This window comes from Flavobacterium riviphilum (assembly GCF_055231795.1).
Genome location: NZ_JBUYSY010000002.1, coordinates 374,052 through 394,960 on the forward strand (window position 1 = coordinate 374,052; position 20,909 = coordinate 394,960).

Below are 20,909 nucleotides of genomic sequence, written 5' to 3' on the forward strand. Positions count from 1 at the left end.
ATGAAATCAAGTTGGAGTAATGTTTTATTGAATTTTGGTTTTTTATTTTTAATTCAGATGGGATTTTCACAGCAAACAACAACTAATAGTATCAAATTCAGTTCGTTTGACCAGTATCCTGTTTATTTAAAAAATGATTTAGGAGTAACGTACACTCAAAAGCAAACGGTACTAAAATTATGGAGTCCTAATGCGGAGGAAGTTAAAGTAAAACTTTATGCAACGGGTGACGGAGGAGAATCTATTGCAGTCAAAAATTTGGAGTATGATGCAAAAACAGGAGTTTGGCAAATCAACTTAAAAGGAGATTTTCACAATACCTATTATACTCTCCAAGCTAAACACGATGGCAAATGGTCGAAAGAAATGCCCGACCCATATGCTAAAGCGGTTGGAGTGAATGGAAACAGGGGACTTATTTACAACAGGACTTTAACTCATCCTGCAAATTGGAAAAAAGACCGTCAACCAAGTTTGAAATCGGCTGCAGAAATCATTTTGTATGAAGCCCATGTGCGCGATTTTTCCATTGACCCATCATCAGGGATTAAAAACAAAGGTAAATTCTTGGCTTTTACTGAGAAAAATACCAAAAATGAATTTGGAGAAGCCACTGGATTGGATCATTTAAAAGAACTTGGAATCACTCATTTGCATTTGCTTCCAGTTTTTGATTATAAATCATTAGATGAATCACAACCCAACAAAATTCAATACAATTGGGGGTATGATCCACAAAATTACAATGCTATCGAAGGTTCGTATGCCACAAATCCATTCGATGGTTTGGTGCGTATCAAAGAATACAAGCAAATGGTACAAGCCTTGCACGAAGCTAATATTCGATTGGTAATGGATGTGGTATATAATCATACCAGTTCTACAGATATATTTGATCAATTAGTGCCCGGTTATTATTATCGAAATTGGCCTGATGGAAAGCGCTCAGATGCTTCGGCTTGTGGGAATGAATTTGCCTCCGATAGAACAATGGCTCGTCAATTCATGATTACTTCTTTACAATATTGGGTAAACGAATATCATGTGGATGGTTTCCGATTTGATTTGATGGGTATACATGATATTGAAACAATGAATATCATATCGAAAGAACTCCACAAAATAGATCCTACTATTTTTCTTTATGGAGAAGGATGGACTGCAGGCGATTCGCCCCTAGCATATGAAAGAAGAGCCTTGAAAAATCATGTGAAAAAAATGGATAAAATAGCAGTTTTTTCTGATGATATAAGGGATGCAGTTAAGGGTCATTTTTCTAATGAGCACGATAAAGGCTTTGCTAGTGGTAATTCTTTATATAAAGAGGTTATTCCTTTTGGTATAGTAGCTTCTACCAATCACCCTCAAGTAAAATATGACAAAAATAGGACCTATGCTCAGTTTCCATACGCTGATAGTCCAACTAAAGTTATTGGCTATGTATCTTGTCATGACAATCATACTTTGTATGATAAGTTGAAAATAGCCAACCCAACGGCATCTGAATCCGAATTGATACAAATGGGCAAATTAGCTAATTCCATTGTACTAACCTCTCAAAGTGTTCCTTTTCTGCATATGGGGGTTGATATGAAACGTTCGAAATTTGGGGTCGAAAATTCATATAATGCACCAGATAGTATCAACAAAATCAATTGGAATTGGAAACATGAAAATTTAGAACTTACGCAATATTATAAAGGTTTAATTGCGCTAAGAAAAGCACACCCCGCATTCAGAATGACTTCTGAGAAAATGATTCAAGAAAATTTAGTGTTTTTAACGCTCGAAAATCCCTTGTTGGTGGGATATACATTAACGAATCATGCCAATGGAGACTCATGGAAAAACATAAGAGTTTATTTTAATGGAGATGATAAACCTCAGCAACAACCCCTGCAAGGCAAATGGAGTTTAGTATGTGATGGAAAACAAATCAATGAAAAAGGGATGGCAACAATAGAAAATGCATTAGTTACTCTTCCTGCTCGAAGTGCCGTAATTTTGTATCAGTTATAAGATTTATAAATGAAATTCTGCAAAAAAATAACGATATTTGCGCTCGTTTAAAAATTAAAAAGATACCAAAGAAAATGGGAATGAATAAGAATACAATTTTAGGATGGGCCACATTTATAATGATTGTAATGGGGTTATTACTCATTGGGCTAGGAGCTTTCCGTTATAGAGATGTTTCTGGATGGGGATTTGCAGCGGTTGGAATTGGGTTTTTAGCCAATGCATGGGTTTTCAACGCCCTAAAAGGTAGAGTGTAATAGAGAATAAATCAACACCGGTGTTTTTAAAACACATGGATTAGCAAGTTATCTTGTAATAAATAGTAAAGTAAATAACTAATAAAAATTATATAATTGATATGTCAGACGATAAAAAGGTAATTTTCTCAATGCAAAAATTGAGTAAAACCTATCAAGGAGCCGATAAACCAGTTTTGAAAAATATTTATTTGAGTTTTTTCTATGGTGCCAAGATTGGTATTCTAGGACTTAATGGTTCAGGTAAATCATCTTTATTAAAGATCATCGCAGGTGTTGACAAAAACTATCAAGGCGATGTGGTTTTCCAACCTGGCTATACGGTAGGTTATTTAGAGCAAGAACCTGTTTTAGATGACTCCAAAACCGTAATTGAAATTGTAAGAGAAGGAGTAGCAGAAACGATGAAGGTTCTTGAAGAATACAATCAAATTAATGATTTGTTCGGATTGCCAGAAAACTATGAAGATCCAGAAAAAATGGATAAGTTAATGGATCGTCAAGCCGCTTTACAAGACAAGATTGATGCGTTAGGAGCTTGGGAGATTGATACCAAATTAGAAATAGCCATGGATGCTTTACGCACACCAGATGGAGATACGCCTATCAAGCATCTTTCAGGTGGAGAACGTAGACGTGTTGCTTTATGCCGTTTGTTGTTACAACAACCCGATGTGTTGCTTTTAGACGAACCCACCAATCACTTAGATGCTGAGTCGGTTTTATGGCTTGAACAACATTTGGCTCAATATTCAGGAACTGTAATCGCCGTAACTCACGATCGTTATTTCTTGGATAATGTTGCGGGTTGGATATTGGAATTGGATAGAGGAGAAGGTATTCCATGGAAAGGAAACTATTCTTCCTGGTTGGATCAAAAATCAAATCGATTGGCACAAGAAGAAAAAGTAGCTTCAAAACGAAGAAAAACTTTAGAGCGTGAGTTAGAGTGGGTAAGACAAGGAGCCAAAGGACGTCAAACCAAACAAAAAGCACGTTTGCAGAATTATGACAAACTTTTAAATGAAGACCAAAAACAATTGGATGAGAAACTAGAGATTTACATTCCAAATGGTCCTCGTTTGGGTACCAATGTTATTGAAGCACATAATGTTGCTAAAGCATTTGGTGATAAATTGCTCTATGATAATTTGAATTTTACATTGCCACAAGCTGGTATTGTGGGGATTATTGGACCTAATGGTGCTGGAAAATCTACCATTTTTAAAATGATAATGGGAGAAGAAACAACCGATGCTGGTGAATTTAAAGTAGGGGAAACGGTAAAAATAGCCTATGTAGATCAGTCTCATTCTAATATTGATCCCAACAAAACCATTTGGGAAAACTTTGCTGATGGCCAAGAATTGATTATGATGGGCGGTAAGCAAGTAAACTCAAGAGCTTATTTGTCACGTTTTAATTTTGGCGGAGGTGAACAAAACAAAAAAGTATCTATGTTGTCTGGAGGGGAACGTAACCGTTTGCATTTGGCCATGACGCTAAAAGAAGAAGGGAACGTATTGTTATTGGATGAGCCAACGAATGATTTGGACGTTAATACACTACGTGCACTAGAAGAAGGTCTAGAAAACTTTGCCGGTTGTGCAGTAGTAATTTCGCACGATAGATGGTTCTTAGATAGAATTTGTACTCATATTTTGGCTTTTGAGGGTAATTCAGAAGTGTATTTCTTTGAAGGAAGTTTTACAGAATACGAGGAAAATAAAAAGAAACGTCTTGGTGGTGATTTGACCCCCAAAAGATTGAAATATCGTAAATTGATACGATAGTTGTTTATATAGGTTTAGAAAATCCACTACTTAGATTTATAAGTAGTGGATTTTTTTTGTTTTAAAGAGCGGTGAAAAAGTGTAAACCATGATTTTTATCATTTATCAAGGTTTCATAATAAACTACATTTGTTAGAGTATTGTTAATATATTACTTTTTTAATCAGATGCTGTGTGTTTTAGTGTCTAGTTTTTAGTTTGAAAGAGTAGATTTTTTTCTCTAATTAAGTTTAATTTTCATCAAAATGAATCGTTTTTTAAAATACTATCGAATTATGTTTCTGCGTCATGATCTTGGAGCAGGAATTTCAGTTTTTTTAGTGGCCTTACCACTTTGTTTAGGAATCGCTTTAGCCTCAGGTGCGCCATTATATGCAGGATTATTATCTGGAATAATTGGAGGTATTGTCGTTGCGTCTATTAGTGGTTCTAATTTAGCAGTTTCTGGACCGGCAGCTGGATTGTCAACCTTGGTGGCGGCAACTATAATTTCTTCAGGTGATTATCGAATCTTTCTTTTGTCTGTAGTTGTTGCAGGGCTATTTCAGTTGATTTTAGGCTTGTTGAAATTGGGTGTAATAGCAAATTATTTCCCATCCTCTGTTATAAAAGGTATGCTGGCTGCCATTGGGGTAATATTAATTTCGAAACAAATTCCATTAGCATTAGGATACGACCAACCCGATTTTTGGACAAGTGGGTTCTTGGAATTGTTTTCCTCTACAAATTTTTTAGGAAGTATAAGCGAATTTTCTCATCATATTACTTTAAGTTCGATTCTAATCACGTCTTTATCGCTTGCTGCTATGTTGCTCCATAAATTCACTTCGATAAAAGCGATCCAACATATTCCAGGTCCCTTAATGGCTGTGTTGACAGGGATTTTATTGAATCTTTTATTTGGGTATATAAGCCCTGATTTGGCATTAAAAGAATCTCAATTAGTTCATATTCCTGATAACATTTTCTCTAATATTTCATTTCCTAATTGGTCTGCTTTATTTTCTTCAGCAACGATATGGAAGGATGGAGTTGTGATTGGGATTATTGCTTCGTTAGAAACCTTACTTTGTGTTGAGGCTATTGATAAATTGGACAAACATAATCGTATTACACCGGTGAATAGGGAATTAGTAGCTCAAGGAATTGGTAATGTGGTTTGTGGAATTTTAGGAGCAATACCGCTAACAGCCGTTATTGTAAGAGGTTCTGCAAATGTAGATGCTGGTGCAAAAACCAAGCTTTCGGCCATAACACATGGTGTGTTGTTATTGAGTGCTATACTTGTCGTGCCTTTTGTACTCAATAAAATTCCTTATGCTTCTTTAGCTGCTATTTTGTTAGTTACAGGATTTAATTTGACAAAACCCAGTCTCTACGTGAGCATGTGGGAATTGAAATGGACTCAATTTTTGCCATTTATGATAACTATTGTTATGGTTCTTCTTACAGATTTACTTATTGGAGTGTCTATTGGGTTGATTATTTCTATTTATTTTATTATTCAAAATAATTTTAAAAATGAATATAATGTTACCAAAACGATCAAAAATGGTATTTCATGTAGATTAATTAAGTTGAATACCAATGTTACATTTTTGAACAAAGTGAGTCTTAAAAAAACACTAGAAGAAACACCGTCATATACTGTATTAGTGATTGATGGTAGCGAAGCGAATTTTGTAGACTACGACATTTTAGAAGTTATAAGTGAGTATAAGAACAAGGCCAAAGACAGGCATATTCAATTTGAATTAATTGGGGTGCAATCTGTAAATGTTGCAGCTTTGCATTAACGATTTAACTGGGCTAAAATAAAAATGACCATTTTGATTTTCAAGATGGTCATTTTTTATTTATACTATTACTAAATAATATGTATTAGTTATGAATTACTAAATTGTAAGTTACTCAGGTTTTTATAAATTCCATTTTCAATAGCCAAAAGCTCTTGATGGGTACCTTGTTCAGATATAATGCCATTGTCAATCACTAATATTTTATCAGCATTTCTGATGGTAGAGAGGCGATGCGCAATGATGATGCTCGTTCTTCCTTCCATTAAAATTTCTAAAGCTTCTTGAACTAGTTTTTCGCTTTCGCTATCCAATGATGATGTTGCTTCGTCTAATATTAAAATGCTTGGGTTTTTTAAAAGGGCTCTTGCAATTGCAATGCGTTGTCGTTGACCACCTGATAGTTTTATACCTCTTTCACCAACAATGGTATCAAATCCTTCAGGAAAACCTTGAATAAATTGTAATGCATTGGCTTGTTTTGCTGCCACCATGATTTCTTCCTCTGATGCATTTGGCTTGCCGTAAGCGATGTTTTCTTTAATAGTTCCACCAAACAAAATGACATCTTGAGGAACAATACTCATGTTTCCTCTCAAAACTTCTAAGTCATAATCGCTTATGTTTTTGTCATCTATGGTGATAGTGCCTTCTGATGTCTCATAAAAGCGAAGTAGTAAGGAAGCAATGGTCGATTTTCCGGCACCACTAGGTCCAACTAGTGCAATTTTTTCGCCAGAAGATGCAGTAAAGCTAACTCCCTTAAGAACTTTAATTTCCTTGCGAGAAGGATAAGTAAAGGCAACATTTTGAAAAGCAACATCTCCTTTTATTTTTGAGAAATTTTGAGCGGTCGTGGTATTTATATTCTCAGGAGTTTCTTCTAGCAACTCAAATACACGCTCTGTAGCTCCAATTGCTTTTTGCATTTGTGCATATAATTCGGCAATGCCACCTGAAGAAGCACCAACGTAACTTGAATACAGAATAAAAGTGAATAATTCACCCACAGTAATTTCGCCATCAATACTCAATTGAACACCATACCATACAACGGCAACTATTGTCCCAAATAAGCAAATAATGATAAAAGAAGCAAAGTATCCTCTTAATTGTCCTCCTTTTATGGCAACTTTCACCACTTCTTGTATTTTGGTGGCGTACCTTTGAATTTCATACCATTCATTGGCAAACGCTTTTACAATACTGATGCCTTGCATGGTTTCTTCTACTACTATCTGACTCTCGGCAACTTGATCTTGCACTTTTTTAGAATACTTTCTGATAAATCTTCCAAAAAAGACAGCGGCTACCCCTACAAGAGGAACAATCGATACCATCATAAATGTCAGTTTTATGTTGATACTAGCCAACATTATAAAACTTCCAATAATTAAAATAAATTGTCTTAAAAATTCGGCAATTGTTGTGGTTAATGTGTCTTGAATCTGACTAATATCATTACTTATACGGCTATTTAGTTCGCCTACACGTTTTTGAGAGAAAAATGACATTGGTAGTTTTACTAAATTGGTATATAATGCCAATCGTACATTAGCTAAGGTGTTTTCAGTAAAGTTTACAAACAAGTACAATCTAAAAAAAGAAAAAATAGATTGTAAAACCAGTACTAAACCTAGTCCTAATGCAATTTGGTTGGCCAAAGCGCTATCTTTTTTGTTGACACAATCTACGAGCATCCCCATGAATTTTGGAAATGCTAAAGCTGTAACACTTGTTAGTAAAAGGAATAAGAGACCAACATAAAATTTCCATGTATGATGCTGAGCATATTTGAAAATAATTTTTGCTTTTTGCAAGGACGAAGCGGTAATTTTTGCTTTAGGTAAATTGTTTTCTTTGAATCGGGCCATTTTATAGAATTTGATTTCAAAAGTACTATTATATGGAATCAATACAAAAAAAAAGGTGAGTTTGATTGTTGTGTTAACTTGTTGATGATGAGTTGTTAATTAAAATAGGTGAATTTTTTTTCAATTTTTCTTGAAAAAAACCTTGTAAATATCAAATCATGGTGTATATTTGCACTCGCAATCACGAAATGATAGCGACCTAATAAAATAGGGCGATTAGCTCAGCTGGTTCAGAGCACCTCGTTTACACCGAGGGGGTCGGGGGTTCGAACCCCTCATCGCCCACAAACAAAATCCGTAACGACTTGAGAATCAAGTTTTTACGGATTTTTTATTTTATTTATCCCGAAATTTTCCCGAAATTTTTTTATTCTTTTGAATTACATTTCTATTTCTTTCGGGATTTTTTGAAGATTTTGTTGTTCTTGTTTGAATTAAAACTTGCTGTAGGTGAACTAAATTCAAACTAAAACTTTAATCTAAATTTCATTAATCCTTATTTTTCTTGAATTAATTTTTTAATTTTTTTCTTCACTTTATCAATCAATTGCTCTTCCATTGGTAAATAAAAATAAGATATTTATGAACTAAAATACTTGAATTGTTCTTGATCCGATTTTAGAGCATGCAATATTTTTTATGTCAAAATAAAATTTCGCTTTTTTAATTCTATTTTTCATAATGATCTTAAGTTCAGGCAAACATTTGCGATTAAATCTGTTTATTTAAGAGCAAAAAATCAACAACGATTTAAAAATATTTTTTATACTCCAAAAAATGAAAAAACCTTACCCATCTTACCCAACCCAATGGTAGAAAGGGATTGCATTAAAAAAAGCAATCTTACCCTTCTTACCCATCTTACCCATTTCATTTTTGTATTAAGGAAAGAAAGGGGAAATTGGAAAGAAGGTATAGTTGCATGTCACATACCTTAACATCTATGATTATAGGATTTTGCAAATATTGGATAAGTTTTACATAATATCATTTTCCAAAATAAAATCTAAGTGTTGTATTTGATGAAAACCAAATGATATTCATAAAAAATTATTACAATTATAGAATTGTTTTTGAAATTAAAGTTTAAAAAAAATTATCTCTTTAACGCAAAATGGCCTTTAAAAACACGTCCGTCTTCGAGCTGAATAACGTACCAGTAATCATCCGATGGGAGTGGTTGTCCCATATAGTTTCCATCCCATCCTTCTCCTTTGGGATCAATTTGTTGTACTAATTTACCATATCTGTCAAAAACTTGAATACTCGTTTTCGAATTAAAAAAAGCATTTACCCCTTTAACATTCCAAGTATCATTGTACCCATCTTGATTAGGTGTAAAATATTTTGGAATACCCAATATCGCAACCTCTTGTGCTGTGACACCGCAACCATTTAAATCTTTGACATAAACCGTATGAATTCCTGAAGGAACATTATCAAATGTGGCACTCTTTTGATATTCCCCAAACTCTTGATCTAGTGCGTATACATAATCGCCAGCACCTGTTGCCACAACGGTAATGGTGTTCTCTGAGCTTAAATCTTTAACTTCAACTGTAACTCTAGCTTTATCTGAAGCATTTACGATAATGGTTCGGGTTCTTGCGCAACCCAACGTATTGGTTGAAGTTACCGAATAAACCCCTTTTTGATTTACAGTCAATTCATAATTAGTAGCATTTACAATTGGTTGACCATCTTTAGTCCAAGAGTAACTAAAATTATTTTTTTGTCCACTATCTAACAAGCCTGCATCAATAACTTTGGTAAACGTTGGTAAATCACTACAAACCAATTCCTCTCCCGTGAGCTGTACCACTGGTATGGGATGTACAACAAATGGAATCAGTACCGTTGCTTTACAAGAGGGATTTATTGGATTGACCACTTCGACTCTAACTTGTTGCGTTGGAGTCAAAAATGGATTGGGTAACGGACATGGTAAGGGATTGTTACTTCCATCAAAGTAATAGACCAACATTCCTGTTTGACTTCCTAAAATGGTCTTTTGAAAACTAGATGTATCAAACGCAAATTTACCATCTTGCAATTTAGGATCCACTTCGTCATCGCAAATACTCGTTAAGTTTACAGGCACTGCAAAGGCTTCTGGCAAATCATCAACCACAAAATCAACACTACTCTCATAGGAACAAGCCGTTGTGGTAGTATTTGTAACTACAACTTTTATTTTTTGTGAAGATGTTACAAAAGGATTTGGTAAAGGGCTTGACAATGGCAGATTGTTTTGGTCAAAATAAGCTACCGAAACATTGGTTAGACCATTCAACAACTGCGACTGTAAAGTGGACGTATCAAAAGCAAATTTCCCATCTTGATCATCATCGCAATGGTTAAGTGTTAAAGATTGAACTATTGGCACTCGTTCTACATTAAGAGTGATATGACTTCCCAAGCCTAAACAATCGTTATTCACTTGACTATCTACTCGAATAAAGATGTTTTGGGTAGTCGGATACCCAATGTTTCTATAATTAGAAATATCTGCAATGGCATTTTTCTCTGCCAAAGCATCGGCAAGATTTCTAAAATAACGAATAGTTAATAATTGTCCTGTTGGAAAAATATTCTGAATCTCTGAAGTTACATTACTAAAATTAAAAGAAGCTATTCCATCCGAATTGGTTCCCAAAAGAGCATCATCGCACACGGTAAATGTTTTAGAATAATTCAAAGGGATTTGAGTTGTTGTCACTGACAAATTGATTATGGCTATGCGGAAACAACCCTTAGCATTGACTACTCTCACATAAACTGCATCATTACTAACGACTTTATTGGTGTAGGTAGTTGCGTTTGATATTGGATTAGTATTGTTTTGCGCATCTGTCAACGTTTGATAAAAATATAGGGTTTCATTAGCTGCATTTGTAGTGATTTTAGCAATGGCTTCCTCTAGATTGAATACACTAAACCCATCAGTATTATCATCGCATTGTTTTAAATCAACTACATTAGCTATGACTGGCAAAGCCAAAACTTCGATGGCAAATGAAGTGGTTGCAAAACAACTTGAATTGTCCTTATTCACAACTTTGACATAAATAGTTTCAGAGGTAGTAGTGTTCTGGTAAGATGCTGGAGAAATTATACTTTGCGTTAAGGCAGCATCTTTGTAATAAGAAAGTACAAATTGAGTAGCCGACTGCCCATTTAAAATAACATTAGCGTTTTGAGTCAAATCAAATAAAACTCGCCCATCAGTATCTGAACCTAACGTTGTATTGTCGCAGCTAGCTAATTTAGGGATGCTACTTGATATAGCTGGTCTAGGCTGTTCATATACTTTAATCTTAAAAGAGGTTATACTTTTACACTCTTGGTTTTCTAGATTAAAAACTTCTGCTCGTATGGTTTCTTCTCTATAGGCTAATGCATTAACATAAGTTTTAGGGTTTGTAATAAGAACGTCGTTTTGATAATAATTTACTCCAAATAAATTGGGGTCTTGACCATTCAAAATGAAACTTGATTGTTGGGTTAAATCGAAAGTATAAAATCCATCATTAGTATCATCACAAATTAATATATCCTTAGGCTGAGTGGCCTTAGGAGTATCGTATATTATAATCTCTTTTGTTTTAGTTACAGTTCCCTTATCGGAAACAACAGTTACAACAACTTTATACTTTCCGGGAGAAGAATAAAGATGATTAGGATTGCTATCATTAGAAGTTGAACCGTCGCCGAAATCCCACAAAGCTGAAAGAATAGTTTCTTTGGAGGTCAAAGTAAACGTACTCAATGTGCCCAAACAAACGTTTTTAACCGAAAAAAAAGCATCAAAAAAAGAAGTAATAAATGGAGGTAATCCTAACACTCTTTGTCCATCACCATTTAATGGCTGTCCAATTTCGTCAAAAGAACAAGCCAAACCCACTTCATTGGGTTGGTTAATTACTGGTAAAGAATTAAACAAATAACCGCTGTAATAAATCTTGCCATTGGGAGCCAATTGCAAAGCGGCCATACCATACTGTCCTGATGTAAACAAGGTTGTATTGGATGCCGTAATATCGGGACTTAATAAGTTAAATTGGGAAACTTTAAAAGTACCAAAAGACCCCGATGTATCTTCAATTTGATTATAACTTACATACAAAAGATTAGAATTTGGTGAAAATTCTATCCCATAAGCAGATACGTTTGTTAAAATAGGCTTGCCATTACTTACGACACCTGTTGCTGCATTAAAATCATATAAATAAGCACCACCCGTGTTGGTATCACTAGGGTCATCTGTAGTAGCATTATTTCTGTGGGCGATTGCTAATTTAGTCCCGTCTGGTGATGCTTTGAGATAGCCTATTGCATTATAACGGTATCCATCATAAGTAATATTGGGTGCTACTTGAGAAATTACGGGAACAGTAGACACCCCCGAAGCAGTTACTTTAAAAGCATAAAATTTATCAAGAAAATGAGTAATTACCCAAAAAGCAGTATTGGACTGATCCCTTACTGCTGTAATCTTTTCAGAACATTTAAATTTAATCTCTTGTCCTGAAGGATTTGAATCATAGGTTATTAAATGATGGTTTCTACTAATTACATCCCCAGCACTCCCATTAGTACCTATGATATTCATATCAACAACCGAATAATTTAAACCATTATTTAAGCCATCATCATCATCAGGTACTTTACCATTTTCTGAAGCATACTTACCAACAAACGCATTTGGATATACTTTGCTGTTTTCATGATGTGGTTCATCGACGGTAAAAACGTAAAACAAGTTGGAACTACCTGGCTTAGGCACTATGATGGCCGATTGTGTACTAGAATTATCACCAAACAAGCCAGTTCCTTTACTATAATCGGCATTGGGCATCACAATATGATTTTTATCCCAAACCGTTCGACCATCAGTATAGAATAACAAATCACCAGTACTAGTGGCAATGGAAGCACAACCTTCTCTGGTGTTAATTTTGCCACCATTTAAAGGAGTTACAGAGCCATCAACATTAAATTTCAGTCCAGCTTTTATCCCAAAATACCATACACTTGCTTCTTGTTGTGCAGATACTGTTGTAACAAATAACAATACGATGATTCTAAAAATTCCTTTGCAAAACATTTACTAATAATTTATGGCCATTCTACTGTAAATGTAAACTCTAAATTAATATCTGCAAAAGTATAGGTGATTGTTTTGGTTTTGTTGGCAGCAAAAGAGGAAAAACTAAACGTTCTATAATCTGGTGAACCTAAAAGTAAATCTTGACCCACCTGCCCATCTTGATCAACTAACGAAAAATACAAATTTGACGAAGGGTTAACATATAAATTGGCAGCCGCTAAATCCCAGGTAAGATCTCCTTGATTTTCTTTGGTAGCAGACCTATACCATGCACCCATTAATGATGGACTACTAGAAAATGGGTCTTTTACTTTTAATTTCCCGATACCAAAAAAAACATCTGCCAATCTATTATTATCTGTAGCGGCAAATTCTGGATCCCAAGTTTTATCTTTGTTGTAAAACGATTTTACCTGAAGTCCAGTTATTTTTACTGCGGTGCCTCTTTCTACGTTTATTACTATCGTTTTTACCACCGTTTCATCTTTCTCATTTTGCACCTTTACTTTTATAGTTTTGGTCCCTAAGGTATCAAAGCTAAAGTATAAGGTGGTTGAAGTGCCAAAATTTGACGAAGTAAAATTAAGAGGATCACTTCCGTCTGTGGTCACCCCTATGGATTTGATAACTGCATCACTAGAAACTGCTACCGAAAAAATTTCATCTACAGTTACCGAAGTTTTGGAAGCTACTGTAGTAACATTCATAACTTTGGGCGTTTCGGTATTCTCCTCAGAAGAAGAACATCCTAACAAAGCAAAAAACAAGAACAAATAATAGATTGAGGATTTCATTATTAACTATTTAAGATTTGGGATTACTAATTTTTTTTTTGACTAATGCGAGAAATTTGGTTAAATCGATAAATATTTTATTGAACAACTATTTTTCATCATACGTAATTGTCCAGTTCAAACTATCTAAGTCTTTAATAGTAAAAAGATACTTTTTATTGTAAATATTTTTCTTAAATATCTCTTTCCAACCATATTTGTCTATACTGTCTTTTTTGATAATGTAATATCTCAATTTTTGATTGTCACATTTTTTGATATATTCCTCCCAACTTGGTTTTACTATCAAATTACAATCATCATCATTCGCTTTTGTTTCATATGGCGGAAAGGAGTACCTCGGAAGACTATCCATTTTAGTCAACTCTTTGTCAAGATAAAAACAATAAATACTATTAACAGATTTATTATGAGTAATAATGCATCTATTATCAGATATATCCATACAAGAAATCATTAACAAAAACGAAATTAAATAGTAAATTTTTATTGTCTTCATATAATTAAGGTTTAAAACGATTAAAGGGCTTTAAATGATGTGTAAGCTGAAAAATTTCTTGCTTACTTAAATAATTTGAATTAATTGGATATAATCTAGGATCCCAGTATTTATAATTAGGTTGTCCAAAGTAATAATATGCCATAGTATTTGCTCTGATTTCTGTCCAATTTGATGATGATGAGGCAGAAGTTGCAGTAGCCATACTTGACCACATTCCATAACTATAAAAGTTTAATGGAGATTGTTGGGCGTGTAAATAATGACCATATTCGTGCATTAAAAGCATTCCACCTTTTGAATCTAGGCCGTTCTTTAAATAATCATTATATATGTTACGTGATGTATGAATTGTACCAAAAAAAGTTGAATTATAGACACTACCCCCTGACTGATAAGCATTAAATTGTAGGTTTGCTCCAAAAAAAGAATGATGCTCTCTTGCTTTTAATTGTGCCTGTTGTGCTGGAGATCCATTCTCTCCTTGACCTACACCATTTCCCTTAGTACCATTATTTGTACCTTGTCCATTTTGATCAACTCCATTTAAATCGGTTTTCGGTTTATTATCACCGTTTAGCCATTTTGGCGCAGATTTTATTCCACCATAAAAACTAAACTTACCATCAGTTTGTCCAAAATTAACAAAACCACCCGCAGGTGCAGCTGCAATTGTTCCCCAGCCTGCTGCATAAACTTGCCAATCTCCACTATTAAAATCGACATAGCCAATAAAACCAATTGCCCCACCAGTTGCTATACCTACCGCTATTCCTACGGCAGAAAAAGCAACTGACACAAAAACTGAAGCTACCGACTTCCAAAAACTCTCCCCACTCGGGTCAACATATTTTAAAGGATTGTTTAAAACATACCCATATCTGTTGTAGTTCTGCGTATTAAAGGGCTCTTGTACAAAGTTATCAGGTTGCAAGAAACGATGCAATTTAGGGTCATACAAACGACCGTTCATGTGAATCAAATCAACACTTTGCAAATGTTCATGCCCTGTATAGCCACGATCTAAGACCGTTAGCCCGTTCAAAGTCATTCCTGCTCCGTCTTGAACCTTGATTATATTGCCCCAAGCATCAAACAAGCGCTTCTCAACTACTTGACCTATACTATTACTTATCGCAAGTATTGTTCCTTGGTAATCTCGGTGTAAATATAAATAATTTTGCGTAACCCCATCACTTTTTATAACAACGGGAGCGGTGTAGCCATCACCTCCCAGATAGGTCACAAATTCAACCGTTCCTAATTGTAAGTTCTCTTTGATTTCCATAGTACCATCAGCAGAATAGTATTTGCGCAAAGGGCGTAATAATTTATCCTCCTCTAAACCTCCATAAAACATCGTCGAGCGGCTATTAGCATCATTATATGCAAAACTTATTTTATCTATATTGGATTCTATGATCTCAACAGGGCTCTTAAAGGCATTGTATTTTATATCCAATTTTTTAGGAGGAACTACATTGCCATTGCTAGTCTTGCGTATTTGGACATCATCAAACCACACGGTTCCAAATCCGTTATTATCCAAACGAATGTTGAGTTTTTTTATAGAAGCTGGGACTAAAACAGTTTTTTCAATTTTAACCCAACTATTTTTAACATTTGTTACTTCTTGGCTAACTACAGTAAAATAATTTGTTTCATTCTCTGTTTTCATGAACAGAAACAATTCTGCCTGCGGATTGTCAGATTTCACCCACGCCGAATAGGTATACTCTGTAGCCACCGCATTGTCAATTTTGACCCAAACATCAGCATGTCGTGTTATCTCATTTGAAGTCGTATTCACAATCTTAAAGGATGTAGCGCCTGCACCACGTTTTTCTGTGGTGTCATAACTAAATACGGTTCCATCAATCGCGCCCCAACCCTTTTTTTCTTCAAAACTATCGCAAAAAACACCTTCCCTTACATCATAACTCCCAGTAGCCTCTGCTGATAAATCTATACGATTGTTTTGATAGGGTTTTTCAGTGTTTGTATAGGCATAAGTACCAATTGGGTTTTCTGTAATTCTTCCCCTTGCATCATATGATTGATTTACCTGTACACCAATAGCATTCGGATAAGAAGTCAATCTATCCAAACTATCATATTGAAAACTCTCATTCCAATTAAATAAACTATTCGTCCTACTTGATAAATTCCCTTTTTGTGCATCAAAGGCAGTAGTTAATAGCATTAAGTTTCCGGGACTTACCCCAACGCGATCGTGTTTGATTTGCGAAGGCAAACCAAAACTGTCGTAACTGTTTGTAATAGCAATATTACCATTACCCATTGCGGCAGTTGTAACTTGACCCCTTGCATTTGTTTCATTTAATTGATACAAAACTTGAGAATTAGCATCATCAATTATCTGCCAAGCTATGCCATTTTTATAAGTGTTTTTAACCGTTTTTGCGCTAGATTTACCACTAGAAAGCACTAAAGCAGTACTAGTTTCTTTATCAGTTCTACCAAATGCATCATACGTTACTTCCTTTGTAAATCTTGCATAAGGTGTTGTTTCTATCGTTTTAATCAATCGTTTATAGCCATCATATTCAAAAAAATTGGTACTGCTTGTTCCCGCCAATAAGTCTTGAAATTGCATGCTACTGATTAATTTTGAACTTGGATCATAGGAATAAGTACTCTTAGAATTGGTATTAGTTCCAACAATTGTTTTTTCAATTACTTTACCAAAAGCATCTAGAACATAGTTTGTATTGCCATTAGGGCTAGTCTCCTTAGTTGTTTCTCCTAACAAATTGTAATCATAAGTATAGGTTCCTGCTGAAGTATCAATTAGCTTGGTTTTTCTTCCCCAACCATTTTGCTCAATAGTGGTTACAACACCTTCATAGTTTGAGTTTTTTAAGTTAGCATTGGCAAAATAAGTATAAGTTATTGTTCCGCCCGGACTATCACTCATACTAACAACATTACCTAAAGCATTTTTTATTGTTGTTTTAGTTTTAGTCCCATCATTTACTGAAGTGGTCAATCCTGAATACGAAATAGAAGTATTTTTCCCTGTAAATGAAATATTTTGAATCACTCTTCCATAAATATCATACTTAGTTTCATTCCATTGTGAGGGACTTGCGCCAAAATAAGGCTCACTTACTTTATAATTTCTATCATAGATGTCATAAAGATATGAGACAGAAGAATAGTTATTGTTTACATCTTTGATAGATGAGATAATTTTTCTTCCCAAATCATCATAAGTCTCTTGACTCGCACTTCCATCATCTCCATTGGAAGTTATAATTGATTTTTCAGCGTTTTTAGAATACACATAAGAAAGACTTTTACCTAAATAATCTGTAGTCTTTGTTTTTTTAAACCAAGAATCATAAGTATATGTAGTTGTCAATCCGTAAGGATTTGTCTCGCTATTCAAAACCCCATTATTCAAGTTATAGCTAAAAGTTTTAGCTAATCCCTCTACATCAATACTTTTAATTAAAAACCTTCCTGACGCATCATATTCGTAATTGGTTACTCTATTTATACCCGTCCCGGAAATGGTTTTTCTAGTTATATTCCCATAAGTATCATAAATATTATCTTCAGTAAGGAATTCTGTATTATGTCCTTTCTTTTTAACTTGTGTCAGAAGATGATTAGTGTAATTATAAATCTCCTCGCTTGTCATTAAATCTCCAGGTACAGAAACACTTTGTGTTTTTGTGGTCGGTCTTCCTATATAGTAAACTCCACCTAGGGGTTGATTATCATATGTAATATTGGTAATTGTAGTTTGATTTACTGTAGCACCTTCTTTGATATAGGAAGTGGATTGCGTTGGATTATTGTAAGCATCATATGATATAGTCTTTGAACTGCTAGTACCTTCAAGTCCATTGTAAATATCAGTAGCCGTATTTTGAATTTTAAACACTTTACTCGCCGACAGCTGGCTCTGGTAAGTTAAAACTGATTTTGAAATATAACTACTAGGATTAAAATTACTAGAAGGGCTATTCCAATACAACACTTCATAATTTTCAGTATTTGCCCCTCTTAAATTTACATCATACTTTGAAATACTAGAAATAAGTGTAGAACTATCATCATGCCAATTGGTTTTCATAGTAGCACGAAAGCCTAAAAAGCCCATACCTTCAAGATTAGAAACTGCACCATAATATGAATACAATTGTTTTTTATAAACAGAAGCACTCTGTTTCTCTAATTTAGTAACAACTTGAAAACTTGGTGCAATGGTAATATCAATATTAGGATAACGTTCGTTATAACCACTTGCATAAACAGAGTTATATCCTTCATCAGATTTTTCACTTAAAGGTTTATATGTTATTGACTCCGTAACTCCATTTCCATTGGTTATGGTTTTCAATAATTTATCAATATTAAAATCTTTTAGCGATTGAAAATGATGAATATAACTATTTGAAAGAAAAGAAACTTCTAGGTTTTGATTTGGTTTATCTGATGTTAAAAATATAGGTAATGGATTTGCAACTATCGTTCCCTTATTACCAGTATATGAAGAAAAATCAGAAACGAAAGTTGTTCCCATATTTCTATAAAGCTGAACTCTAATAGAACCTACATTAGCATTTCTATCAAAATAGGAATCAACGTACAAAATATCTGTTTTCCCATCATTATTCAAATCGTTTGCTATCAAATGATATGTATTCGTAGAAGCGTTCTGCTGATAGTTAAAAGCATAACTTTGATTTGTTTTAACTAATGAACTTCCTGTAGAAGTATACAAGGCGTAATTATATCCAAATGCCTTAGGGACGATAAAATCAGTTTTACCATCACCATTATAATCTCCCATTAAAATAGGCTTATCTAACTTAATATCCGTATCAGAGGTAGAGTTTTGATAAATTAATTCAAAGTAATTATAGCTATTATAGGAATAAACTTTTACTGTTCCATTGTCAAAAACAAAAATATCTGATTTCCCATCACCGTTAAAATCAGCAACATTATATTTACTAGTATCGGTTATTGATAAATATCCTGACAGCGAAACAAAATCACTAGTAATTCTTCTGTCTAGATTTACAAAATAAGTACTTCCACCGTTTCTATAACCTGAATATCCATAACATCCATCTTGATAATAATACGAAATTGATTTTTCAACGACCACAGCGTCAGTTAGTCCATCTCCATTAAAATCACCATTCAGATAAACTTTAGGAATATCTAACTCTACTTGCTGCGGAGGTAAACTTTCATTAGATGCTGCAATTTTCGTAGTAGTACTTATTTTTTGTATTACAGGATCAGTTCCGTCACAGTTGTAATTATCATAATAAATAAACTTTGGGAATTGATATGATTTTTCGTTTTGAAAATATATTGGACTTGAGAATCCTGCTGAATAGGTTGTAAAAGAAGTATTATTTGTTGAGGAATCTAATTTAATAACTGTCCATCCTTGAAAAGGCATAAATTTATTATCCCAATTTAACCAAGTCACAGGAAAAATATCATCAAACCTCCCTACTGTATGTTCCCAGCCCAAATTTAGATTGGTTCCAGAAGTCACATCATTAAACAACCAATATTTGGCTTTACTTTGAGCACCTGTTGTGGGATAAACCAAAAAATCCATTCTACCATCACCATCAAAATCACCTGAAACAGTAGCTGCGTTTTGCAAAGAAATATTACCAACACTTAGACTTGAAGTTACACTTTTATAACTTAAAGATTCTGGGGTATTTTCATAACTGAACACTGTTGGATTGTAACTCTTTGTGTTATCTCCACTTGCTTCAGTTACACTGGTCAATCGCTGATACCCCAAAGAACTAACATCATGACTTAGTATGTAATTTCTAAAACCAATACCATTGCCTATAACCTGAATTTTTTTCAAAATTCTATTATTAGTAAAACTTTGTCCACCAACAAATGCCTGTTCGGCTCTATTCCTTGCTTCATAAACAAAATTAATTCTATTCATCCCCGATTGATTTGTCACACCTCCATAATAAATATTGCTAATTATCAATGGCGCTATAGCATCTAGGTATTCATATACAATCTGTACACCTTGCGGGTTTTCCCAAGAAGTAATTCCCCATTCCATTAAAGAACGTTGGTTATGGTTCACACCATAGTAAGCTTTGGAACCATCTGGATACTCAACAATAAAATATTGCGGACCATAATTAGCACCACTTGGGTGTACACCATAGGATGTGATTTTGATGTTTGAAAAGTTCTCTGTTTCGTAAACAGTGCCATTTCCACCATAACTACCATTATTCTTAACTATTAAACGTTGTCCATCTAAAGCAAAGCGATCCATAGTATCAAAATCTACAGGATCAATGATGTCATCATGAAATTTCGTTGAGGGTATTCTAGTAATCGCTGAAACTCCAGAAACATTCCAACCATAACCTGCCATACCGTTAGGACTTTGACTACTGTATAACAAACTTAACTGCGGTACTATACCGTTTATTCCAGGGGGCACTGAAATTGGAATTGAATAATTTGCTCCTCCTGAAAGTGAAACAGACAACTCGCCTTCAGTAACACCCACTTCACTTGAGTTACCAGTTGGACTAACAGCGGTAGTAGATAGTGTTTTAGAATTAATAGATTCTTTATCAAATAATGTCTTCGTATCTCCTTCATTGGTTTCAACTCTTAGAATACGTTTTGCATTAGTTACTGGTACACCTCCAAAATCTTGGCTATGACTAACTATAGTTACTAAGAATAAAATTGCAAATAAGTAGTTTTTTTTCATT

Annotated in this window: 9 protein-coding genes and 1 tRNA gene; 5 read left to right on the forward strand and 5 right to left on the reverse strand. The window is 34.3% G+C overall.

All coding sequences use genetic code 11. The features are described 5' to 3' along the window. The 4 genes from pulA to ACZIX2_RS04340 all read left to right on the forward strand — a co-directional run bounded on the left by pulA (position 1) and on the right by ACZIX2_RS04340 (position 5,865). On the forward strand, positions 1-2,019 hold the full coding sequence (gene pulA / locus ACZIX2_RS04325) for a type I pullulanase (protein ID WP_463338854.1): 2,019 nt from the start codon (positions 1-3) through the stop codon (positions 2,017-2,019). A 74-nt stretch (positions 2,020-2,093) separates the two neighbouring features. Beyond that, positions 2,094-2,276, forward strand: a complete 183-nt coding sequence (locus tag ACZIX2_RS04330) for a CAL67264 family membrane protein (RefSeq protein ID WP_463338855.1) — start codon at positions 2,094-2,096, stop codon at positions 2,274-2,276. A 101-nt stretch (positions 2,277-2,377) separates the two neighbouring features. After that, entirely contained in the window at positions 2,378-4,069 is a 1,692-nt protein-coding gene (gene ettA / locus ACZIX2_RS04335; RefSeq protein WP_463338856.1) for an energy-dependent translational throttle protein EttA, read from the forward strand. A gap of 245 nt (positions 4,070-4,314) precedes the next feature. After that, positions 4,315-5,865, forward strand: a complete 1,551-nt coding sequence (locus ACZIX2_RS04340) for a SulP family inorganic anion transporter (protein ID WP_463338857.1) — start codon at positions 4,315-4,317, stop codon at positions 5,863-5,865. Between the two features lie 89 nt (positions 5,866-5,954). Here the strand turns inward: ACZIX2_RS04340 and ACZIX2_RS04345 are convergent, their stop codons facing one another. After that, a complete protein-coding gene (locus tag ACZIX2_RS04345; protein WP_463338858.1) occupies positions 5,955-7,739 on the reverse strand; it encodes an ABC transporter ATP-binding protein in 1,785 nt (594 codons plus the stop codon). Between the two features lie 210 nt (positions 7,740-7,949). Between ACZIX2_RS04345 and ACZIX2_RS04350 the strand changes: the two genes are divergently transcribed. Next, positions 7,950-8,024: transfer RNA gene (locus ACZIX2_RS04350), tRNA-Val, on the forward strand. 811 nt (positions 8,025-8,835) lie between these two features. Here the strand turns inward: ACZIX2_RS04350 and ACZIX2_RS04355 are convergent. From ACZIX2_RS04355 to ACZIX2_RS04370, 4 genes are all read right to left on the reverse strand, one after another. Then, entirely contained in the window at positions 8,836-12,846 is a 4,011-nt protein-coding gene (locus tag ACZIX2_RS04355) for a T9SS type B sorting domain-containing protein (protein WP_463338859.1), read from the reverse strand. A gap of 11 nt (positions 12,847-12,857) precedes the next feature. Further along, on the reverse strand, positions 12,858-13,643 hold the full coding sequence (locus tag ACZIX2_RS04360) for a hypothetical protein (protein WP_463338860.1): 786 nt from the start codon (positions 13,641-13,643) through the stop codon (positions 12,858-12,860). An 88-nt stretch (positions 13,644-13,731) separates the two neighbouring features. Then, positions 13,732-14,142: a hypothetical protein gene (locus tag ACZIX2_RS04365; RefSeq protein ID WP_463338861.1), complete on the reverse strand. Its 411-nt coding sequence runs from the start codon at positions 14,140-14,142 to the stop codon at positions 13,732-13,734. A 4-nt stretch (positions 14,143-14,146) separates the two neighbouring features. Then, entirely contained in the window at positions 14,147-20,908 is a 6,762-nt protein-coding gene (locus tag ACZIX2_RS04370) for an RHS repeat-associated core domain-containing protein (RefSeq protein WP_463338862.1), read from the reverse strand. Position 20,909: the final 1 nt, after the last annotated feature.